This window comes from Planomonospora algeriensis, from assembly GCF_977012225.1.
Genome location: NZ_CDRNDK010000650.1, coordinates 1 through 2,770, shown reverse-complemented (window position 1 = coordinate 2,770; position 2,770 = coordinate 1). Strand labels below are relative to the sequence as shown.

2 protein-coding genes are annotated in these 2,770 nt (G+C 76.5%); both read right to left on the bottom strand.

The window, feature by feature from the left end:
* The coding region (locus ACWJ6R_RS33970) for a condensation domain-containing protein (protein ID WP_449066145.1) at window positions 1-1,307 on the bottom strand (1,307 nt) is incomplete at its 3' end.
* Window positions 1,250-2,770 (bottom strand): non-ribosomal peptide synthetase (locus ACWJ6R_RS33965; protein ID WP_449066144.1); only part of this gene is annotated, 1,521 nt, incomplete at its 5' end. The genes ACWJ6R_RS33965 and ACWJ6R_RS33970, both read right to left, overlap by 58 nt.

The following is a 2,770-nucleotide window of genomic DNA, read 5'->3' as shown; positions in this document are numbered from 1 at the left end:
CAGGTAGGTCTCGGCGGGCGCGGCGCCGGGCAGCCGGGCGCGGGAGGGCGCATCGACGCGAGCCGTACGGGCGACTCCGGGGCGGCGACCAGCTCGCCGAGCAGGTGGACGTACCCGGCCAGCAGCGCCTCGATCCGCCCGGCGTGGAACAGCCGGGGGTTGTACACGGCCTGGAACACGTAGCGGCCGCCGCGCTCGCCGACGTAGAGGGTCAGGTCGAACAGCGAGCCGGGCAGCCCCGGCGGGAGCGGGCAGGCGCCCACCCCCGGCAGGTCCAGGCGGGGTTCGGTGAAGTCGTACATGTTGAACAGGACCTGGATCAGCGGGTTGCGCGACAGGTCGCGTCCCACGCCCAGTCTCTCGACGAGGCGCTCCAGCCGGACGTCGAGGTGGGCGAAGGCGCCGGACAGCTCCTGCTGGCACGCGGTGACGTGGCCGGTGAACGCCGCCTGGTCCGTCACGGCCAGCCGTACCGGCACGACCTGCACGAGGCAGCCGACCAGCGGCGCGAACGCCGGGTCGCGGCGGTCGGCGACCGGCGTTCCGACGATCATCTCGGACTGCCCGGTGAGCCTCCTCATGACCTGGGTGAACGCGGAGAGCATCACGGCGTACGGCGTCGCGCCCAGCCGGGCGGCGAGCGCGCGGACCCCGGCGCAGGTCTCCGCGTCCGCCTCGGCCCGGACGGCGGCCCCCTCGAAGGTCTGCACGGCGGGGCGCGGGAGGTCGCGCGGCAGGTCCAGTACGGCGGGCGCCCCGCCGAGGCGCTCCACCCGCCGTTCCAGGGCCGCGGTGTCCTCGCGCGCGGCGAGCCAGGCCGCGTACCCGGCGAAGGAGGTGGCGAGCGGGGCCGGGGTATCGCCCCGGTAGGCCCGCGCGACGTCGTCGTAGAAGACGTCCTGCGACCAGCCGTCGAACACGATGTGGTGCGCCGTGACGGCCAGCACGTGGTCGTCGGGCGCCAGCCGGAGCAGCCGTGCCCGCCACAGCGGTCCCGCCGCGAGGTCGAAGGGCGTGCGGGCCTCCTCCTGCAGCCATGCCCGGGCCCGCTCCGGCAGGTCGCCGTCCGGGGAGGGTTCCGGGAAGGGTTCCGCCGTTCCGGCGTCGACCGGGAGTGCGGCCTCACCCGGCGGGTCGACGACCACGCGCGGCACTCCCCCGGACTCCTCGATCCGCCAGCGGAGCACTTCGTGCCTGGCGGCGACCGCCGACAGCGCCGCGCGCAGGGCCGCGGCGTCGAGCGGACCGGTCAGCCGCTGGGCCATGGCGATGTTGTGCACCGGTGTGCCGGGGGCCAGGCGCTCCACGAACCACATCCGCCGCTGCGCGGGGGAGAGCGCGGGGGCGGCGGCCGCGGCGGGCGGTCCTCGATCGGCGGAGCCTGCCCGGCCCGCAGGGCGAGGCCCTCGACCGTGCGGCCGGCCAGGACGTCCTCGACGGCGATCTGCCTGCGCAGCTCGGCCCGGAGCCCTGCCACCAGGTGCATGGCGAGCAGGGAGTGGCCGCCCGAGGCGAAGAAGTCGTCATCGAGGCCCGGCTCGGGCACCTCGAACGTCCTCGCCCAGACGGCGGCGACCGCCCGCTCCACCGCGTCCCGGGGAGCCCGCCTCCCCCCGGCAGGGGCCTCACCCCGGGAGCGCAGGAGGGCGAGATCCACCTTGCCCGCCACGGTCAGCGGCAGCGACGGCAGCCGGACGACCCGGGTGGGGACCATGTAGACCGGGAGCCTGGCCAGGCAGTGGTCGCGGACCCCGTCCAGGCCGGGGGCGGACTCGGGCGCCAGGTAGGCGGTGAGCTCGGCCAGCCCGCCGGGGCCGGAGTCCAGGTCGACCACCGCGTGGCCGACGTCCGGGTGGGCGCGGAGCACCGACTCGATCTCCCCGATCTCCACCCGCTGGCCCTGCACCTTGACCTGGCGGTCCAGCCGTCCCAGGAAGCCGATCCGGCCGTCGGCCTCCAGCACCACCCGGTCGCCCGTGCGGTAGAGCCGGGAGCCGGGCGGGCCGTAGGGGTCGGCGACGAAGCGCTCGGCCGTCAGACCGGGCCGGCCGAGGTAGCCCCGGGCGAGCTGGGGGCCGCCGATGCACAGTTCGCCCGGCGTGCCCGGCGGGCAGGGGGCGAGCCGGTCGTCGAGGATCCGGGCGGTGCACCCGGGCAGCGCGTGGCCGATCGGCAGCGGCCGGTCCCAGTCACCGGTCAGCTCGCCGCCGACCACGCAGACCGTGGTCTCGGTGGGGCCGTACCAGTTGTGGAAGCGCCGGACTCCGGGGCGCGACCAGCGGGCCACCTGCTCGGGGCCGGCCGGTTCCCCGGCGGTGAGCAGGTCGCGCAGCAGGGGCAGCCGGTCCGGGTCGAGCAGCGGGAGCAGCGCGGGCGGCACGGTCCCCCAGGTGACCTCGTGGCGTTCCAGGAAACGCTGCAGCCGCGCCGGATCGGTCCGGTCGCCGTCGGGCGCGAACATCACCGAACCGCCCCTGGCCAGCGGGGCGAACACGTCGAGGACCGACACGTCGAACCCGAGCGCGGCGAAGCCGATGCTGCGGCACCCGGAGTCGAGGCCGAACAGCTCGCCGGCCATGGTGACGAAGGAGACGGCGGCGGCGTGGCTGACCACGACGCCCTTGGGCCGCCCGGTGGACCCGGAGGTGTACAGGACGTAGGCCGCGTGCTCCGGATGGGCGGCGTGCTCCGGATGGGCGGGGCGCGGCGGGACGGGGGTCTCGGCGGAGCCGGTCGCGGGCCCGCTGGACCTCCCGTCTCCGGGGGGGCC